The following is an 18642-nucleotide window of genomic DNA, read 5'->3' on the forward strand; positions in this document are numbered from 1 at the left end:
TTTCCCTTTGCATACAAAAGAGTGAACTTTTACCAATAATGAGTGTTATATTATAACACTCGGTCAGGTTTCAGGCTCAAAAATGGTTCACTTCAGGCAAACGACATTAAGAGATTGGCATCGCACTGTTGTACTCTTCAGTGTGGCTTTGCTGATCGTATGGAATTTTGCCACCATCTTCCATCAGTTGGATCTGACGCCTGAACATCATACCCACCATCACTGCCAGATGTTCGCCAATGCGAATCACGGTCTGGCAAAGTCTCAGCCAACCATTCACACTCTGACGTACACGCGTAACAAACTCCAATACGTAATCGAACTTTCAGTCCCTATCGAGGAAGTCGTTAGCGCGGCTCGTGCACCACCTAATTTTGCTTCGTCATCACTCATACTTAAACCATTTAGTGTTATTGACTCGCAATATTCGTGATTTTTAATAACGTATTAAAAGACTTAGTATCAATTTGAATTCATACTCATTCAAATTGGTAGACGCAAAATTAGGAAAGAAAAATGCCATCTAAACACACTTTGGCTCTTGTTATCGGCTTATCTCTGTCTACAACCGCAATCGCGGAAGAATACCGCCAGCACGATGCACACGTTCACGGCAAAGTCGAATTTAACATTGCCCAAGACGGCAAAGATCTGCTAATTGAAATTACCGCTCCAGGCGCTGACGTGGTTGGCTTCGAACACCCGCCTGAGAATGCAGAGCAAGAACAGGCTCTAAAACACGCTGTCGCCAAACTGGAAGACGCAAATAGCTTGTTTGCTATCAACCCACAAGCCAAATGTGATCTTACAGAAGCCCTTGTGAACCACACTCTTGATGATGAACATGAAGAGCATGACCACAGTGTTCATAAGCATGACGACCACGACGAACATGAGCACGATGATCATGACGAGCACCATGATAACAATGGTCATGATGAACATGACCATCACGAAGGGCACGACCATGATGAGCACAACGATCATGGTGAGTTTTCTGTGCAATATCGCTTCAACTGTGAGCAAGTCAGTGAACTCAGTAACATTAAAGCTGGCTGGTTTAATCAATTCCCTGCAACAGAATCGGTCAGTGTTAACTTGTTTACTGATACCACTCAGTCAGCAACCAATCTCAGCAAAGATAACGCCGAGATAAAAATCAAATAACTAGCCTGGCGTGTAAGTGCGCACTTACACGCTATTCCTTTGGTGATAATCTATGACTGATTCCATATCCAGCGTTGTAGAGCTCAAGGATGCCGAGTTTATTTGGCCAGGCTCTGACATCGCTACCATCGCTATTCCTCATTTAAGCATTGCATCTGGTGAGCATGTGTTTATCAAAGGGCCAAGTGGCTGCGGTAAATCAACACTTCTGGCTCTGCTTACCGGAGTCAATACCCTGAGCTCAGGGTCACTTTCCGTGTTAAGCACCGATTTATCGACATTATCGGCAAGTCAAAGAGATAAGTTTCGCGCGGACCATATTGGTTATATTTTCCAACAATTCAATTTGTTGCCATATCTCAATGTGATAGAAAACGTATTACTGCCCTGCCAGTTCAGTCAGGTAAGACGTGATCGTATCGCACGAAGGGCGAGCCATCATGCATTGGTCGAGCAAGCGTCTGCGTTGTTAGAGAGGCTGCATTTGCCTCACAGTCTGCATTCGCGTCCGGTGTCTGAATTGAGTATTGGCCAACAGCAAAGAGTGGCCGCGGCTCGAGCTTTGATGGGGCATCCCGCGTTAGTGATTGCTGACGAACCAACATCTGCTCTGGATCATGACAACCGCATGGCTTTCATTGAACTACTGATGGAACAAGCCAATCAAGTCAATGCCACACTGGTGTTTGTCAGCCATGACCCAACCTTAGAGCCATTATTTAGCCGCACGATTAACCTTCCTGAAATCAACCAATGCAGTAGCTTAGGAGGATTGTCATGAGCGCCGTTGTAAAGCTTGCCTGGAAAAGCTTAATGAACCGCAAGGCCACCGCCTTACTGACCATCATGACTGTCGCGATTTCTGTCATCTTACTGCTTGGCGTTGAGCGGATTCGGACTCAGGCAAAAGACAGCTTTGCGAATACAATTTCAGGCACTGATTTAATCATTGGTGGTCGTTCTGGGCCGGTAAATTTATTGCTTTATTCAGTGTTTCGAATTGGCAACGCTACCAATAATATCGACTGGAAGAGCTATCAGGAGTTTAGTCAGCATCGCTCTGTCGATTGGGCTATCCCCATCTCACTGGGCGACTCCCATAAAGGTTTCCGTGTTATGGGGACTAATCACAGCTACTTCGAACACTACAAATATGGAAGTAAGCAACCACTTACTTTTATTCAGGGTCGAGAATTCAATGGCTTATTTGAAACCGTCCTCGGTTCAGATGTGGCGAAACAACTGGGTTACCAGATTGACAGCAAGATCATCATCGCTCATGGCATCAGTGACGTCGGCTTTAGCCGTCATGACAACCTGCCATTCAATGTTGTCGGAATTCTGTCTCCGACAGGCACACCAGTCGATAAGACCGTTCATGTATCTTTAGAAGCCATTGAAGCAATCCACGTAGGCTGGGAAAGTGGCGCAAATTTAGGTGCAACGCCAAATGCCGAAGATTTAAAAGCCGTCGACTTTCAACCGAAACAAATCACCGCGATGCTCGTCGGTTTGAAATCACGTATTCAAACCTTCGCCCTGCAAAGACAAATTAACACTTATCCTAAAGAGCCTTTGAGCGCGATCATGCCAGGCGTTGCTTTACATGAATTGTGGGGAATGATGTCGGTTGCAGAGCAGGCATTGATGGCAGTTTCAGGTTTTGTCGTCATCGCAGGATTACTCGGAATGTTAAGCAGTCTGCTAACCAGTCTGCAAGAAAGACGTCGAGAAATGGCCATTCTACGGGCGATGGGGGCGAGACCTCGCCATGTGTTCTCTCTGCTGATCAGCGAAGCCAGTTTGTTGACCGCAGCTGGGATTATCACAGGCGTTGCGGGTCTCTATTCCATTCTGGCGCTATTGCAACCCATAATACAACAGCACTATGGTATACATCTGACACTAAGCTTTCTTTCTGCATATGAATGGATGCTGCTCGGCTTTGTACAATGCGCTGGTATTATGATTGGTTTCATCCCTGCACTACGCGCTTATAGACAATCACTGAGTGACGGAATGACAATAAGGATATAAAAAATGTGGAAAAAAATACTCACTAGCTGCTTGCTGGTGATTTCTTTTACGGCTCCTGTAATGGCAAGCGAAGAGCCATTAACGCTGGACTGGCTTGACCTCGTGCCCGAATCGGAGCGTAAAATGTTCGATAGTGTCGGCATGCCTAACGCATCAGAACATAGTGGTGGCGCAGCGCAACAGTCTAAGATTGGCAGCGTAAGGACCGAACTGAACGGTAGTCTGGTAAAAATACCGGGATTTGTTATTCCGCTGGAAGGTGATTCGAATACCGTTACCGAGTTTTTGCTGGTGCCATACTTCGGGGCATGTATTCACGTTCCGCCACCACCACCTAATCAGATCATTTACGTGAAGTTTCCAAAAGGAGCACCTGTGCAGGAGCTTTGGGATGTAGTTTACGTCGTAGGGAAGCTCAAAACAGAAGTCATGAGCCATGAACTGGCAGAAACGGCCTACTTGATAGAAGGTACGAAAATAGAAAGTTACGACGATATGTAGTGTCCAATCGTCACCGTTTTAAAAGATACACCCAGGGCGTCGCTTCGGCGCCCTTTTCATATGCGAACTAAATAATATAGCGAGACAAATACGCTAATACACTCACATACAGGACTAAAAGAAACGCTATCGACAGGTGCTTTTTCAGTTTGTTTGCTTCTGAGAACTTCATCGCCCCTCCAAAATAACGATAACAATTTTAACAATTCATTATCATTTTGGATAGCGTTATTTGATCAAATTCTGATGCTCATTCTCTGGTCGTTGAGAACATTAAGAGGTAAATTGCTTCAAGCGTTAACCGCAGCTCCCTCGGTAGGAAGATAAATGGCAGACCTAGTAAAACAACCCGTAGTCATCGAGCACCAGTCCACATCCCAGCAGAGTCGCCGTCATGAAAAAACGAGCAGCTACATCAAAGATAGCGCCAGCCGCATTCAGAGCATTGCTCATACCCACGGGTTAGATGCATTACTGCAAAAAGAGCCTCCTGCCAAATCAGCGCTTGAACGAGCACAATTACGCGAACAACGACGCCAGGAACAACGCCAGAAAAACCTCGAGCAGATTTTAAAACTAGCGCACAGCTCATGCAGAGATGAAACTGCAGGTGAGCCGGATCAGGACTGGCTTTATCGATTTTTCGAGATGGCACAAGACATTCACAGCAGCTCGATGCAAAAACTCTGGGCACAAGTGCTGAAACGTGAAGTCACCAACCCGGGTTCTACATCGATGAAAGCACTCAAAATGCTTAAAGACATGTCGCCGAAAGAAGCACAAACTCTGCAAAGAGCAGCCTCTCTGGCTTGCAGCTTTGGTGGTGATGGAAGTCGCAAGTTATTAATTGGCTACAAAGCCCACAATGGTCTCTTTAGTTTTGGTAAACGAGATACCACCAGTAACTTAAATATGGGCGCCTTCCAACTCCCTTACTCCAGCTTGCTGGTACTGATTGAATTAGGCTTACTGCACAGTACCGAACTTGAGTCAGGAGAGATCAGTGTTGAGACGCCTTTATCACTCACCTATCAAGGGAAGAATTTGTCGCTGCATGCCAATTCTAAGGGAGTGAGATTGCTTTATTATCGATTTAGCCCAACCGGCAACGAACTGTGTAAGCTGCTGGGAAATAAGACTAACACAGAGTATTACGATCAAATATTAGCGCTTTTAAATCAGAAATTTAATGTGCATAGCGAGACGAACACCAGCATCAATCACACCGTATAATCACGCTTCAGGAGCTTTTGGTCACCTATGTTCCAAAAGCTCCTCAACCTACTCAATAACCTTTTGACCACCCATGATCTAAAAAGTATCTCAGCGGATCACACCACGCTGTTTTAGATCGTGTAAGCACAACTCGACCAACTCATCGACGCTTTTCTCTCCCGCCGGTAAATCAATTTCTGGGCTTTCAGGCGCTTGATATTCTGAATCAATACCAGTGAAGTTGGGAATTTCTCCTGCGCGGGCTTTGCGATACAAACCTTTAGGATCGCGTCCTTCGCACACTTCCAGAGAAGCATTCACAAACACTTCAATGAATTCACCTTCAGGCAATAGATCTCGAACCAACTGGCGTTCTGCACGGTGTGGAGAAATAAACGCAGACAGTACAATCAAACCTGCATCTGCCATTAACTTAGCCAATTCACCAATACGACGAATGTTCTCACGGCGATCTTGCTCTGAAAAACCTAAATCACTGCACAAGCCATGTCGAACGTTATCGCCATCAAGCAAATAAGTATGGTAACCAAGCTCTGCAAGACGGTTTTCCAATGCGCCAGCTACCGTTGATTTACCCGCACCAGATAAGCCGGTAAACCATAACACCGCTGGCTTTTGTTTCTTTAAATCAGCACGAAACTGTTTATCGACCGAGTGCTGATGCCAAACAATGTTTTCATCTTTTACCGTAGTGTCGGCTGTCATAACGTATCCTTGTAAATATCGGAATTAAAACGGGAAGAAGACCGGAATCAGTGTCAGTACTAAGACGGAATACACAATTGAAATAGGCACACCTATTCTCACATAATCGGTCAATTTGTAATTTCCTACGCTGTATACCAACAAATTAGTCTGGTAACCGTAGGGAGAAATAAAGCTCGCACTCGCGCCGAACAATACAGCCATAATAAATGGCATGGGATCGACGCCGTACCCTACCGCCATACTGTAGCCGATAGGAAAAGCGAGCGCTGCTGCGGCGTTGTTGGTCACTAACTCAGTTAACACCAGCGTCATGATATACGTCGCCACCAGTGCACCAAATACGCCCCAGCCATTAAAAGCCTGGATAAACATCTCACCCATTCTGATGGATAAGCCAGAAGAGATCATAAGCTGTGCAATCGAAAGTGCTGAGCCTACAATCACAACAATATCTACCGGGAAACGGCGGCGCAGCTCTCCAAGTTGAACAATGCCCAGGGCGATCAACGCGATGATATACACTGCCAGCCCTTTAATGATTGGCACTAACTCCAGTAATGCACAACCAATAACAGCCGCAAAGCCGAGTAATACGATAGAAGACTTGTGAACATCTAAACGGGCACTCGAATCCAAATCTTGAATCAGGACGAACTCTTTACCATGTGCTCTGCGCTCAGTTTCAAATCGCTTACCTGGCACCAATACTAAAGTGTCACCCGGAGCCAGAACTATGTTGCCAAGGCCGCCTTCCAGACGCTCATGACCACGTCGAATCGCGACAACAACCGCATCAAAACGATCACGGAAACGGCTCTCTTTGAGTGTCTTATGGCAAAACGTAGCAGAGGAGCTCACCACGACTTCGACAAAGTTCTGCCCGTTTAAATGTTGTTGGCCAAACAGTGTCAATCCTGGGATCTCTTGCAATGTCGCCACACTCTCCACATCACCACAAAATAGCAGGCGATCCTTAGCATTGAGCACAAAATCCGGTCCTACCGACGAGACCGTCACGCCATCACGAATCACTTCCGCTAAGAACAACTTACGTAAAGCACGTAAATTGTTTTCACTGACCGTACGTCCAACTAACGGTGAGCCAGGCTCAACGCGGGATTCAAGAAAGTAAGGTAAATCTTCCTGAGTCTGGTCGTCATAATTTGGCAGTAAGTAACTTAATGGGATCAGAATTAACAACCCACCCACCAGCACAGCTAAGCCAATCAATGTCGGAGTAAAAAAGTTCAGGCTAGGCAGGCCTGCATCTTCGACAAAGCTGTTGATAATTAAGTTGGTTGACGTACCAATCAACGTCAATGTGCCACCAAAAATTGCCGTATATGAAAGCGGAATCAATAGCTTTGAGGGTGCATGTTGTTGGTTGCGTTTGATCGCGCCGATCAGGGACACCACAACTGCGGTATTGTTCGTAAAAGAAGAAAGTAGAGCCGTAGACAAACCCAGCTTCGCAATAACACTTCCTAATTGGCCTTCTGAGATACTGCGACTCACCCAACTGATAAGCAGCGTTTTTTCCAGGGCGCATGAAGCGAGTATCAACAATACAAGTGTTAACAACGATGAGTTGGTAAAGTTGGCTGCGATGGTGTTCAAATCCATCATCCCGGCCATGAATGCAACAAAGGCAGCACCAGCAAAGATATAGCTAGGCTTAATTTTAGTGACAAGCAAACAAGTAATAACGCCAAGCAGAATCGCTAATACAAATCCTTGTTCCCACATAGCCTTTCCTTACCAAAAAGCCCGATTAGGGCGAAACAAGCAGCTACACAGAACGTTTGTGCAGAGCGATAAAATGAATAATCAGAACAAAGCAAGCGAAAAGGAAGCCAGAATGTTCAGTATTTACCGAAACATTCTGGTTTCAGAGGAAAGCGCCTGACTGCATTTCGCAACTCAGTCAGGCAAACCATTTACTTCTTGAGCAATTGGCTTAGGTCTTTAGCTTCCCAGTGCGGGAAGTGTTTACGAACCAGTGCGTTAAGCTCCAATTCAAATGCAGAGATGTCAGTCAAACCACGCTCTACTGCAGCAAGGCTTTCTTTCACCATGCCAGCACCAACTGTTACGTTTGTCAGACGGTCAATGATGATAAATCCACCGGTATCAGCACAATCCTGGTAGTTATCAATTGCAACAGACTCGTTAAATGACCACTCACACAAGCCAATACCGTTTAGTGGAAGCTCAGCCGCTCCGTGCGTAGACAGGTTGTTGATGTCGTATTGATGACGAATCACCTCAACGTGACCTACTGTTTTCTTACCAGCAATCTTAATGTCGTAATCACGACCAGGTTGCAATGGCTGCTCTGTCATCCACACGACGTCTGCAAGCAGATGGTTAGTGGTTTCTACCTGAGCGTTTTCCAGAACAATCAAATCACCACGGCTGATATCAATTTCATCATTCAGAGTCAAAGTAACAGCCAGACCTGCTTGTGCTTCGTCGATATCACCGTCAAAGGTAACGATGCGCGCAACGGTTGATGTCTTGCCTGAAGGAAGCGCTTTGATCTTATCGCCCACTTTCACTGAACCAGACGAAATCGTACCCGCAAAACCACGGAAATCGAGGTTAGGACGGTTCACATACTGAACTGGGAAACGGAATTCACCGTTGCCTTTTTCTCGGTCAACGTCAACAGTTTCAAGTAACTCAAGCAGTGAAGGACCTTTGAACCAGTCCAGATTTTCGCCTTTATCAACGACGTTATCGCCTTCAAGTGCTGAAATCGGGATGATTTGAATATCAATTTCACCCGTCAGGTTTTCAGAGAACTCTAGATAAGCATCACGAATCTCTTCAAAACGCTCTTGCGAGTAATCCACTAAGTCCATTTTGTTAATTGCGACAACAAAATGCTTCAATCCCAACAGGTTTGAAATGAATGAGTGGCGACGAGTCTGATCAAGAATGCCTTTACGAGCATCCACAAGGATTACCGCTAAATCACACGTCGAAGCACCAGTCGCCATATTACGTGTGTACTGCTCGTGTCCCGGAGTATCAGCGATGATGAACTTACGTTTCTGCGTTGAGAAGTAACGGTAAGCCACATCGATAGTGATACCCTGTTCACGCTCCGCTTGCAGACCATCAACAAGGAGTGCCAAATCTGGCTTCTCACCCGTTGTACCGACACGCTGACTATCGGAATGCACAGCGGCTAGCTGATCTTCATAAATTTGTTTTGAGTCATGAAGTAAGCGACCAATAAGGGTACTCTTACCATCATCAACAGAACCACAAGTCAGAAATCGAAGTAAAGACTTGTACTGGTGTTGTGTTAAATAGCCTTCGATACCAAGCTCGGCTAATTGAGCTTCAACTGCACTGTTCATTATCTTTCCTTCGATCCTTTAGAAGTAACCTTGACGTTTTTTCAGTTCCATCGATCCTGACTGATCGTGGTCGATCGCTCGTCCTTGACGCTCACTTGATGTGGCCACCAGCATCTCTTCAATAATGCCCGTCAGAGTATTAGCTTCTGATTCGATCGCGCCGGTTAACGGATAACAACCTAAAGTACGGAAACGAACGCTTTTCTCTTCGATCACCTCGCCTGGCTGAAGCTCCATACGATCATCATCTACCATGATCAACATGCCATCGCGCTCAACGACAGGACGTTTTTCAGCAAGGTAAAGCGGTACAATCTCAATGTTTTCCAGGTAGATGTACTGCCAAATGTCGAGCTCAGTCCAGTTTGAAAGTGGGAACACACGAATGCTCTCACCTTTGTTAACCTGACCGTTGTATGTCTTCCATAATTCCGGACGTTGGTTTTTAGGATCCCAGGTGTGGTTTTTATCGCGGAATGAGTACACACGCTCTTTCGCACGTGATTTCTCTTCGTCTCGGCGCGCACCACCAAAAGCAGCATCAAAACCGTATTTGTTCAGAGCTTGCTTAAGACCTTGGGTCTTCATGATATCTGTGTGCTTTGAAGAACCATGAACGAATGGGCTACAACCCATTGCGATACCTTCTGGGTTCTTATGTACCAAAAGCTCAAAACCGTATTTTTCTGCTGTACGATCACGGAACTCAATCATCTCGCGGAATTTCCAGTCCGTATCCACATGCAGCAGTGGGAATGGGATCTTACCTGGGTAAAAAGCTTTACGCGCAAGGTGCAGCATCACCGATGAATCTTTACCAATCGAATACATCATGACTGGGTTATCAAACTCAGCCGCAACTTCACGGATGATATGAATACTCTCCGCTTCGAGTTGTTTAAGGTGAGTTAAACGTTGTTGGTCCATGTTTTGTATTTCCTTTTAAGCTTGAAGGCGCATTACGTCTCTAATCTTTGGACTGAAATTATATGGAGTTGGCGATAGCACTTTTGTTGAATTCAGTACTAGACAAAAACCAGTCTAACTTTTGAGACAATCGAACCACTTCACCTACCACGATTAAGGAAGGAGATTGAGCATCCTTCGATAAATCAGATAGTTGGGACAATTCTCCCGTAAATACTTTCTGTTCTATTTGCGTACCACGTTCAATAATGGCAATCGGTGTTGAGGCAGAGCGACCGTGTTTAATAAGCTGATTCTGAATATAGTTTGATTTCATCAGCCCCATGTAGATCACTAAAGTCTGATTGCCACGAGCCAGTGTTGACCAATCCATCTCGTCACTTTCTTCTTTCAAGTGACCGGTGACAAAAATGGCTGATTGAGCGTAATCACGGTGTGTCAGAGGAATCCCGGCATATGCCGTTGCTCCAGCCGCCGCCGTAATACCGGGAACAACCTGAAAACGCACACCAGCATCAGCCAGAACTTCAAGTTCTTCACCACCACGACCAAACACGAATGGATCACCACCTTTCACTCGCACCACTCGGTAACCTTGCTTTGCGAAATCAACCAATAATTGATTGGTCTTTTCCTGCGGCACACTATGGTGTCCGGCACGCTTGCCCACACAAACTAAGATCGTATCGCTTGGGATCAATGCCATGATCTCTTCAGAGACAAGGTAGTCGTACAAAACGACATCAGCTTGCTGTAGACAGTTCAGAGCCTTCACGGTCAAAAGTTCAGGATCACCCGGACCTGCGCCAACTAGCGCAACTTCACCAGGCTGCAATGAGCGCTTTGAAAATCGCGATGTCCCTACCGTTTGGTTATCAGAAACCAATCGCGGCTTTGGTAAGGGAAAAGTGGTTACTGAATCTTTCGCTGCCATGTGTTTGCTCATCATCCATAGATATCGGTATGCAGGCATTATGGCTGGGCGTTTATATTACCTGAAATTCTAAAATTTCATTTTTTATTCAAAAATCTGCTAAGAAGTTTTTGTTTGGTCTCATTCAAAAGCGTGAATTGGCCGTTTACCCCATTCCAGTTGAAGTATTAAGGCGAATATTAACGCTTTCTGATTCGGCTTCGCTGACACGAATAAACGGCGTACCATGGCTCGGGATAAAGAGGATCGTAGCAATTCATACCGTTCGTTGAACTGTGAGCAGCATATCCCAGTCTACCGTCGTCCTGAATAGCGACGAAGGAGCGTAATTCAGGATCTCCTATCCGAGCACTTTGTTGTCAAAGATATTTCTCTATCTCTCAGCACGCTGATATTAGATTCCTAGTCTCGCTAGGGCTCGCTGGAATGACCCAATAGGAGTCGTTAAGCGACTGGCATTTGATCCCAGTAGTCGCTTTTTGTTATTGAGCAGCTTTTTGTTATTGAGCAAGAAAGGTTAGAATGCCATTAATCACTGTTTAACTTTTATACCTTGATGCCAAACGACGTATTTTACGACTTAACTCAAAATGGCTTTTCCGAACAAGAAGCCTCACAACTTATCGAACATGGGCAAGCGCTTGAACTTCCGACAAGGCACATTCTCTGCCATCAGGGAGAATTTAGTTCAGATATCTACTTCATTCTTGAAGGGGTATGTCATGCAAGTTACCTGACAGAACAAGGGAAGGAGTTCAGTAAAGAATTTTATTGGGAACAGGACTGGGTGATTGGTTTCGAAAGCATCATCAAAAATCAGCCCTCACCCTTTTTGCTGGAAACACTGACGGCTTGCCGATTATTTTGTTTGCCAATTGAGACACTACATCACTGGAGAGCGGATAAGCATCCTATTTATCTCAAACTGCTGGAAACTCAGTTGATGAATAAAGAGAACAAAGAACGCTTCATGCTTCTCTACTCTCCGGAAGAACGCTACCAGTTGTTCTGTGTGCACTATCCAGATCTGGAACAACGTATTACCGATAACCAAATCGCAGCCTATCTTGGCATTACGCCTATTAGCCTGAGCCGTATTAAAGCGCGTCTGAGCAAAGCTCATAAGTAAGAAAAAGCGCTTGATTTGAAGTAATGCTGCTCGATTAACAGCGAGCAGCATCTTCGTTCTACGTCGTCATTCTGAACAGCGAGGCACGAGCGTGATTCAGAATCTACTCTCCGAGCGCTTTGTTGGTCGAATCATTCCTAAAACGCCTCAGCACGCTGACATTAGATTCCTAGTCTCGCTTAAGCTCGCTGGAATGACGGGATGACTGCATCTATAACACTTTCACTCATAGAATCATTCAACGATTAACATTTATTAATGTGAAGAACCTTTTCGGTGAAATGAGGAAGCTATTTCAGAAGACGAGCGCGGAATTGACGCCCTTTCATCTTGCCGGTACTGATGGTTTGCAGAGCCTTCTTCGCAGCAGACTTCTCCACCGCAACATAAGCGCGTACTGGGAACAAATGGATCTTACCCACTTGAGTTCCTGGGATTCCGTCTTTACCCGTTAAGCAACCTAGAATGTCGCCCGGACGGACTTTTTGCTTCTTCCCACCATCAATGTTTATCGTCACCATTTTCGCTTGGTACGGCTGTTGGTTTGACTTCGCCGGTAGCGTCGCTGGCACGACATCCATATCTAAGTACTCTTCGATACGAGCAACACGCAAGCCGTCTTTTTCACCAAAGAAACTGAAGGCCAAACCTTTGCTACCCGCGCGGCCCGTACGACCAATGCGATGCACGTGCACTTCAGGATCTCGAGATAGCTCAAAGTTAAATACCGCATCCAGGTTATCAACGTCTAAACCGCGCGCGGCAACGTCAGTGGCAACCAGAATTGAAACACTCTTATTGGCAAACTGGACCAAAGCCTGATCACGCTCGCGCTGTTCTAGGTCACCATGAAGATCAATCACACTGAAGCCGCGGTGATGCAATTCATCCGCCACGCTTTGCACTTCTTTTTTGGTGTTACAGAATACAACTGCAGACTCAGGTTGGTAAGTAAGGAGAAGGTTTGCCAAAGCTTCATCACGAGCTTCCGAGCCTTCAACTTTATAGAAGTACTGTGCAATGCTCGAAGTATCATGAGTTGATTCCACTTTGATCATCTCTGGCGACTGCATGATACGCTGGGCAATGTGCTCGATTTTCTCAGGAAAAGTAGCACTGAAAAGCAGCGTTTGGCGCTGTTTCGGCGCAGCATCGATGATGGCATCCAGAGCATCCTGGAAGCCCATTTCCAACATACGGTCTGCTTCATCCAGTACCAGTGTATTAAGCTCTTCTAGATTGATTCGACCTTTTTCAAGGTGATCGAGAATACGGCCAGGCGTGCCGACAAGGATATGTGCACCATGCTCAAGTGAGCCTATCTGCGGCCCCATTGGCATACCACCGCAAAGCGTCAGAACTTTAATATTGTGAATACCACGCCCCAGTGTACGAATTTCTTTCGCTACCTGATCGGCCAACTCTCTTGTCGGACACAGCACTAAGGACTGCACTCGAAAGCGCTTCACATTTAAATTAGACAAAACCCCCAAACCAAACGCAGCGGTTTTACCCGAGCCAGTTTTACCCTGACCAATCACATCACGCTGGTTCAGAATCGCAGGCAAGCTCAGCGCTTGAATCGGCGTCATATGGGTGTAATTCAATGCATCAAGCGTAGCGAGTAACGCCGGGCTTAGCCCTACGTGGTCAAAAGTTTGTTTGCTCACAGGGGAATATCCTCAGGTAGGATGAAAAAGAGGGCACATTATCGCCAGATTTGTCAGGAAGACCAGTTAAAATTAACCATTGTTAATGAGTATTAGCAGAAAACCGAGTAAAGTCAGTAATCTCAAATCAATAACGGACTATGGAAATGCTCACCTGGATTACTTTGCCTTTTGATCAACTGACAACCCATCAACTGTACGAGTTAATGCGTTTACGTATCGATGTATTTGTCGTGGAGCAAACCTGCCCATATCCGGAACTCGATGGTAAAGACACACTTGAAGATGTCCACCACCTGCTCGGTTATCACAATGATGAATTGGTCGCTTGCGCTCGCTTGTTACCTGCGGGGGCGAACTATGACAATGTGAGTATTGGCAGAGTCGTCACCAAGCAAACGGCACGTGGAGGTGGTTTGGGTCACCAATTACTTGAAGAAGCATTAAAACAGTGTGATGCGCTATGGCCTAAACAGACCATCGATATTGGTGCACAAGAACACCTCACCGAGTTTTATGCCTGCCACGGATTTAATGTCATTTCAGAGATCTACCTTGAAGATGGTATACCTCACGTAGATATGCGCAGAGAAGCTCTCTAAATAATCCGGTACAGTGACCAATAAAAAAGACGCGATACCTTCGCGTCTTTTTTATTGTCAAAAATCTATTTATTACGTCCGAAACTGCCATCTGATAAGCGGAAAAACATCACTGAATGATCCCCTTTATCCAGTTGCAACATATCAAGCTGGCCATCTCCAGAGAATTTAAATCGAATCAATTGTCCCTGTTTGATATGACTAAGTGGCTTATCACTGCCTTCAATTTTAACTAACGAACTTAAATCTGCCATTGAAAGCTGGTTATTACGAAATACCTGGGCCAACGTATCGCCATTCTTCACTTGGTACTCTTTCCAGTTTTCAGATTTTGGACCTGAGTTTTGCGATGTCCGTTGTTGGCTCAGGCTCTGCGCATTGAGGTCGATAGTAACCCGTTGATGCTCAACAGGCTGAGATTGCTCCACTATTTCTTCAGTGTTCTTTGGCATCGGCATTATGAAAAGCAATACAAAGAGTGGAACTAGCACCATCAGCGCTCGTTGGTGGAATTTAGGCAGGCGCTGCCAAAACGCAGTGACTGGCTGTACGCGTTCCAACCACTTACTTTTATTGAACGGCTGCTTCCAGTCGATAGCAGCGAACTTTTGTTTGATCAACTCTATGTAGTCGACTTGCTGCTTTTTCTTTCTGCGACGATTCATTCTGATGAGCCCCTTGTTACTTCTACTGCCAGTATAAAAATACCAACGCGGAGAGTATATGTTTTTCACTCAAGTAAAATGGAATTTGGTTTAAATTAGCAGAAAATTCACTTGGAGTAAGAGATAAGTCACACCCTACATGGTCAAACAAGACAATCTGAGTCAATCATTTAAACCTTAGCCCGAAACTGATATCCTGTTATCTTTCTCACTCCTAACAAGAGCGACAGTCATGTCTGAAATTAAATTTGAAACTGCAGAACAAAAAGCAAGCTACGGCATTGGTCTGCAAATGGGTCAGCAACTTGCAGGTTCTGGTCTAGAAGGTCTTAGCGTTGATGCAATCGCAGCAGGTATTGCTACTGCACTGACTGGCGACATGCCAGCAATTGAAATCGACGAAATCAACAAAGCACTGCAAGAGCTACACACTCGCGCAGAAGCAGCACGTCAAGAAGCGGCTAAAGCTGCAGCAGCTGACGGCGAAGCGTTCCTAAATGACAACGCTCTACGTCCAGAAGTTAAAGTACTTGAATCTGGTCTTCAGTACGAAATCATCACTGAAGGTACTGGCGAAATCCCAACATCAGACAAATCTGTGCGTGTTCACTACCACGGTGAGCTAACAGACGGTACTGTATTTGACAGCTCTGTATCTCGCGGTCAACCAGCTGAGTTCCCAGTAACTGGCGTAATCAAAGGTTGGGTTGAAGCTCTACAACTAATGCCTGTTGGTTCTAAATGGAAACTATACATTCCACAAGACCTTGCGTACGGTGAACGTGGCGCAGGCGCTGCAATCCCTCCATTCGCAGCACTAGTATTCGAAGTAGAACTACTAGACATCCTATAATTGAAAACTGTTTCAATTACACATTATCAAGCGGCGCTGTTGCGCCGCTTTTTTGTTTAAGATAAAAAGACGTTATCCGCTACACTGTCAGCCTAATAACGTGAAAAATAATAATTTCAAAAACGCGCTCAACCATTGGAGGTACTATGCGTAAAACACTCCTAACTCTTGCACTTCTATCGATGAATATCGGCAGTGCACATGCTTTCCTCAATGCAATCACGGAAAAAAGTAGCGAGAGCGGGCTGATGGATATGGTCGGACAAAGTTTAAGTACGGAATCTTCTCCGTTAACTGGACTATTAACCAGTCAGCTTCCAGTATCAACGGAACAAGCGGCGGGTGGCAGCAGTGCATTGCTGGCATTGGCACAAAGCCAACTATCAGATGAAAATAGCAGCGAACTTGAGTCGCTCATTCCTGGCTTATCTACTCTGAGTAGCGCGCAAAGCTTGCTAGGTAATGTCGAAAGTCTAAGTACGGTTCAAAGTACATTCGATAAATTAGGGTTAGACGCTTCGATGATCAGCCAGTTTGCACCCGTTATTTTGCAATACCTGAACGAACAAGGTGCAAGTGAAGGTCTGTTAAGTTCTTTGACAGGATTATGGTCAGGCGAATAAGCAAGAATTGCTAACGAATTAGGAACTAAGCACTGTTAGTTAACAACCAGACTAGACTGAATTTCTTAAGGTCACTGGAAGATATAACACGCTTAGATTTCTGAAGATTGAAATAGCAGATACAAAAAAGCCGAGCTAACGCTCGGCTTTTTCGTTCTTACGAACTGATTACTCAGCAGCTTCTTCAGCAGCTGGGCGATCTACAAGCTCAATGTAAGCCATTGGAGCTTTGTCACCAGCACGGAAGCCAGCTTTTAGGATACGAGTGTAACCGCCCTGACGAGCAGCAAAACGTGGACCTAGTTCGTTAAACAGTTTTGCAACTACTTCGTTGTCACGAGTACGTGCAAATGCTAGACGACGGTTAGCAACACTGTCAGTCTTAGCTAGTGTAATCAAAGGCTCAACTACGCGACGTAGCTCTTTTGCTTTTGGCAAAGTAGTCTTGATAACTTCATGACGTACTAGAGAGCTAGCCATGTTGCTGAACATCGCTTTGCGATGTGAGCTGTTGCGGTTGAGTTGACGACCACTCTTACGATGGCGCATGACCTAATCCTTCTAACTAGTATCGATTAATCTTCAGCGATTGATGCAGGTGGCCAGTTTTCTAGGCGCATGCCCAGAGACAGACCACGTGACGCAAGTACGTCTTTAATCTCAGTAAGAGATTTTTTACCAAGGTTAGGCGTTTTAAGTAGCTCAACCTCAGTGCGTTGTACTAGATCACCGATGTAGTGAATCGCTTCTGCTTTCAGACAGTTAGCAGAGCGAACTGTTAGTTCAAGATCGTCTACAGGACGCAGTAGGATCGGATCGAATTCTGGCTTCTCTTCCTTCTCCTCAGGAACACGTACATCACGAAGATCTACGAACGCATCCAATTGTTCAGCTAGGATAGTAGCTGCACGACGGATTGCTTCCTCAGGTTCTAGAGTACCGTTTGTTTCCATATCGATAACAAGCTTGTCTAGATCAGTACGTTGTTCTACACGAGCTGCTTCTACAGCGTAGGCAATTTTGTCTACTGGGCTGTAAGTAGCATCTACTAGTAGGCGACCGATTGGACGCTCATCTTCTTCAGTATGGATACGCGCAGAAGCTGGAATGTAACCACGACCACGTTCTACTTTAATACGCATAGCGATTTCAGCGTTGTCATCCGTTAGGTGACAAATAACGTGTTCAGGGTTAGCGATCTCTACATCACCATCATGGGTGATGTCACCTGCAACCACAGGGCCCGAGCCTGATTTGTTCAAAGTAATGAACACTTCGTCTTTACCTTCAGCTACACGTACAGCCAAACCTTTAAGGTTTAGAAGGATTTCAAGAATATCTTCTTGTACGCCTTCTTTAGTGCTGTACTCGTGAAGTACGCCCTCAATTTCTACTTCTGTCACTGCACAACCAGGCATAGAAGATAGAAGAATGCGGCGAAGTGCATTACCCAGAGTATGACCAAAGCCACGCTCTAATGGCTCAAGAGTTACTTTTGCGTGAGTCGAGCTGATTTGTTCGATGTCAACTAGACGTGGCTTAAGAAATTCTGTTACAGAACCCTGCATTGTGTCCTCTCTTTAGTTTAAACCTTACTTAGAGTAAAGCTCGACGATCAATTGTTCGTTGATGTCAGCTGATAGATCAGAACGCTCAGGCATACGCTTGAATGTACCTTCCATCTTGCCACCATCTACTTCAATCCAAGTTGGTTTTTCGCGTTGTTCAGCAACTTCTAGAGCTGCTTTGATACGAGCTTGCTGTTTAGCTTTCTCGCGAATTGAAACAACGTCATTAGCCGCTACTTTGAAAGAAGGAACGTTTACAACTTTACCGTTAACTAGGATAGCTTTGTGGCTAACTAGCTGACGTGCTTCTGCGCGAGTTGCACCAAAGCCCATGCGGTAAACTACGTTATCAAGACGACCTTCAAGAAGCTGAAGTAGGTTTTCACCAGTGTTGCCTTTTAGGCGAGCAGCTTCTTTGTAGTAGTTACGGAATTGTTTTTCTAGAACGCCGTACATACGACGAACTTTTTGCTTCTCACGAAGCTGAACGCCATACTCAGATAGACGACCGCGACGAGCGCCGTGTACACCTGGTGCGTTATCAATTTTACACTTGGTATCGATCGCGCGAACACCAGACTTAAGGAACAAGTCAGTGCCTTCACGACGGCTAAGCTTCAGCTTAGGACCCAAATATCTTGCCATGATTCTTCT

At 45.4% G+C, this 18642-nt stretch carries 20 protein-coding genes; 10 read left to right on the forward strand and 10 right to left on the reverse strand.

Translation table 11 applies throughout. From position 1 onward, the window contains the following. Positions 1 to 82 precede the first annotated feature (82 nt). The 6 genes from WJM94_RS13520 (at position 83) to WJM94_RS13545 (ending at position 4938) form a co-directional block, all read left to right on the forward strand. Positions 83 to 433 carry a DUF2607 family protein gene (locus WJM94_RS13520; RefSeq protein WP_444494732.1) on the forward strand — a complete coding sequence of 117 codons (351 nt, stop codon included), beginning with the start codon at positions 83 to 85 and terminating at the stop codon, positions 431 to 433. An 83-nt stretch (positions 434 to 516) separates the two neighbouring features. Further along, positions 517 to 1167: a zinc uptake protein ZrgA gene (zrgA, locus tag WJM94_RS13525; protein ID WP_444494733.1), complete on the forward strand. Its 651-nt coding sequence runs from the start codon at positions 517 to 519 to the stop codon at positions 1165 to 1167. A 52-nt stretch (positions 1168 to 1219) separates the two neighbouring features. Beyond that, positions 1220 to 1948 carry an ABC transporter ATP-binding protein gene (locus WJM94_RS13530; RefSeq protein ID WP_444494734.1) on the forward strand — a complete coding sequence of 243 codons (729 nt, stop codon included), beginning with the start codon at positions 1220 to 1222 and terminating at the stop codon, positions 1946 to 1948. Further along, complete coding sequence (locus WJM94_RS13535) at positions 1945 to 3204, forward strand: ABC transporter permease (RefSeq protein ID WP_444494735.1); 1260 nt, start codon at positions 1945 to 1947, stop codon at positions 3202 to 3204. Before WJM94_RS13530 ends, WJM94_RS13535 begins: the two co-directional genes overlap by 4 nt. Positions 3205 to 3207: 3 nt before the next feature. Continuing rightward, complete coding sequence (locus WJM94_RS13540) at positions 3208 to 3705, forward strand: DUF3299 domain-containing protein (protein ID WP_444494736.1); 498 nt, start codon at positions 3208 to 3210, stop codon at positions 3703 to 3705. 327 nt (positions 3706 to 4032) lie between these two features. Continuing rightward, positions 4033 to 4938, forward strand: coding sequence for a TIGR03899 family protein (locus WJM94_RS13545; RefSeq protein ID WP_444494737.1), 906 nt, complete (start codon positions 4033 to 4035; stop codon positions 4936 to 4938). 90 nt (positions 4939 to 5028) lie between these two features. Here WJM94_RS13545 and cysC read toward each other — a convergent pair whose 3' ends face one another. The 5 genes from cysC to cobA form a co-directional block, all read right to left on the reverse strand. Next, positions 5029 to 5646 carry an adenylyl-sulfate kinase gene (gene cysC / locus WJM94_RS13550; RefSeq protein ID WP_444494738.1) on the reverse strand — a complete coding sequence of 206 codons (618 nt, stop codon included), beginning with the start codon at positions 5644 to 5646 and terminating at the stop codon, positions 5029 to 5031. Between the two features lie 24 nt (positions 5647 to 5670). After that, the gene (locus WJM94_RS13555) at positions 5671 to 7395 is read right to left on the reverse strand and encodes an SLC13 family permease (protein ID WP_444494739.1); all 1725 of its coding nucleotides are present in this window, start codon (positions 7393 to 7395) and stop codon (positions 5671 to 5673) included. Between the two features lie 191 nt (positions 7396 to 7586). Continuing rightward, a complete protein-coding gene (gene cysN, locus WJM94_RS13560; protein WP_444494740.1) occupies positions 7587 to 9017 on the reverse strand; it encodes a sulfate adenylyltransferase subunit CysN in 1431 nt (476 codons plus the stop codon). Between the two features lie 18 nt (positions 9018 to 9035). Then, positions 9036 to 9944, reverse strand: a complete 909-nt coding sequence (gene cysD, locus WJM94_RS13565) for a sulfate adenylyltransferase subunit CysD (protein ID WP_193281905.1) — start codon at positions 9942 to 9944, stop codon at positions 9036 to 9038. A gap of 58 nt (positions 9945 to 10002) precedes the next feature. Continuing rightward, on the reverse strand, positions 10003 to 10878 hold the full coding sequence (gene cobA, locus WJM94_RS13570; protein ID WP_444494741.1) for a uroporphyrinogen-III C-methyltransferase: 876 nt from the start codon (positions 10876 to 10878) through the stop codon (positions 10003 to 10005). A 556-nt stretch (positions 10879 to 11434) separates the two neighbouring features. Here cobA and WJM94_RS13575 point away from each other — a divergent pair. Continuing rightward, positions 11435 to 12007 carry a Crp/Fnr family transcriptional regulator gene (locus WJM94_RS13575; protein WP_444494742.1) on the forward strand — a complete coding sequence of 191 codons (573 nt, stop codon included), beginning with the start codon at positions 11435 to 11437 and terminating at the stop codon, positions 12005 to 12007. A gap of 290 nt (positions 12008 to 12297) precedes the next feature. On the opposite strand, the gene dbpA is transcribed toward WJM94_RS13575, so the two are convergent. After that, the gene (dbpA, locus tag WJM94_RS13580) at positions 12298 to 13677 is read right to left on the reverse strand and encodes an ATP-dependent RNA helicase DbpA (protein ID WP_444494743.1); all 1380 of its coding nucleotides are present in this window, start codon (positions 13675 to 13677) and stop codon (positions 12298 to 12300) included. 146 nt (positions 13678 to 13823) lie between these two features. Between dbpA and WJM94_RS13585 the strand changes: the two genes are divergently transcribed. Next, positions 13824 to 14279: a GNAT family N-acetyltransferase gene (locus tag WJM94_RS13585; RefSeq protein WP_444494744.1), complete on the forward strand. Its 456-nt coding sequence runs from the start codon at positions 13824 to 13826 to the stop codon at positions 14277 to 14279. 65 nt (positions 14280 to 14344) lie between these two features. On the opposite strand, the gene WJM94_RS13590 is transcribed toward WJM94_RS13585, so the two are convergent. Next, a complete protein-coding gene (locus WJM94_RS13590) occupies positions 14345 to 14944 on the reverse strand; it encodes a LysM-like peptidoglycan-binding domain-containing protein (protein WP_444494745.1) in 600 nt (199 codons plus the stop codon). A gap of 232 nt (positions 14945 to 15176) precedes the next feature. Between WJM94_RS13590 and WJM94_RS13595 the strand changes: the two genes are divergently transcribed. Together WJM94_RS13595 and WJM94_RS13600 are read left to right on the forward strand one after the other, a co-directional pair. After that, entirely contained in the window at positions 15177 to 15797 is a 621-nt protein-coding gene (locus tag WJM94_RS13595; protein WP_444494746.1) for an FKBP-type peptidyl-prolyl cis-trans isomerase, read from the forward strand. 146 nt (positions 15798 to 15943) lie between these two features. Beyond that, a complete protein-coding gene (locus tag WJM94_RS13600) occupies positions 15944 to 16420 on the forward strand; it encodes a DUF2780 domain-containing protein (RefSeq protein ID WP_444494747.1) in 477 nt (158 codons plus the stop codon). A gap of 168 nt (positions 16421 to 16588) precedes the next feature. Here the strand turns inward: WJM94_RS13600 and rplQ are convergent, their stop codons facing one another. From rplQ to rpsD, 3 genes are read right to left on the reverse strand one after another with little or no spacing between them, the layout of a single operon-like run. Beyond that, a complete protein-coding gene (gene rplQ, locus WJM94_RS13605; protein ID WP_005383141.1) occupies positions 16589 to 16969 on the reverse strand; it encodes a 50S ribosomal protein L17 in 381 nt (126 codons plus the stop codon). Positions 16970 to 16995: 26 nt separating this feature from the next. Further along, complete coding sequence (locus WJM94_RS13610) at positions 16996 to 17988, reverse strand: DNA-directed RNA polymerase subunit alpha (RefSeq protein WP_014230672.1); 993 nt, start codon at positions 17986 to 17988, stop codon at positions 16996 to 16998. Positions 17989 to 18012: 24 nt separating this feature from the next. Next, the gene (gene rpsD, locus WJM94_RS13615) at positions 18013 to 18633 is read right to left on the reverse strand and encodes a 30S ribosomal protein S4 (RefSeq protein ID WP_005383146.1); all 621 of its coding nucleotides are present in this window, start codon (positions 18631 to 18633) and stop codon (positions 18013 to 18015) included. Positions 18634 to 18642 lie beyond the last annotated feature (9 nt).

Source organism: Vibrio sp. YIC-376 (genome assembly GCF_052353105.1).
Lineage (GTDB): Bacteria > Pseudomonadota > Gammaproteobacteria > Enterobacterales > Vibrionaceae > Vibrio.